The sequence below is a fragment of the Neobacillus kokaensis genome, from assembly GCF_014656545.1.
Lineage (GTDB): Bacteria > Bacillota > Bacilli > Bacillales > Cytobacillaceae > Neobacillus > Neobacillus kokaensis.
The window spans coordinates 1-255 of record NZ_BNDS01000075.1 but is presented as its reverse complement, the minus strand read 5'-3'; the positions used below and the strand labels follow the sequence as shown (position 1 = coordinate 255).

1 protein-coding gene is annotated in these 255 nt (G+C 73.7%); it reads left to right on the top strand.

Annotated elements, in window-relative coordinates:
- Positions 1 to 255, top strand: a 255-nt coding sequence (locus IE222_RS27075) for a zinc-binding dehydrogenase (RefSeq protein ID WP_191277315.1), incomplete at both ends; no start/stop codon positions are given.

The following is a 255-nucleotide window of genomic DNA, read 5'->3' as shown; positions in this document are numbered from 1 at the left end:
CAGAAGACGGCATACGAGATGGGCGTGCTCAACGGACGCGTCAGCCCCGGAGACACGGTCGTCGTGGTGGGCGCCGGCCCCATAGGACTCGCCGCGGTCGCCACGGCACGGCTGTTCGCACCCGAACGGATCGTCGTCGTGGATCTGGCCACCGCTCGGCTGGAGGCCGCCCGGAAGCTCGGGGCCGAGGCCGTGGCGGACGCCCGCGAGGACCCGGAGCAACTGGTCGCCGACCTCACCGGGGGCCTCGGCGCC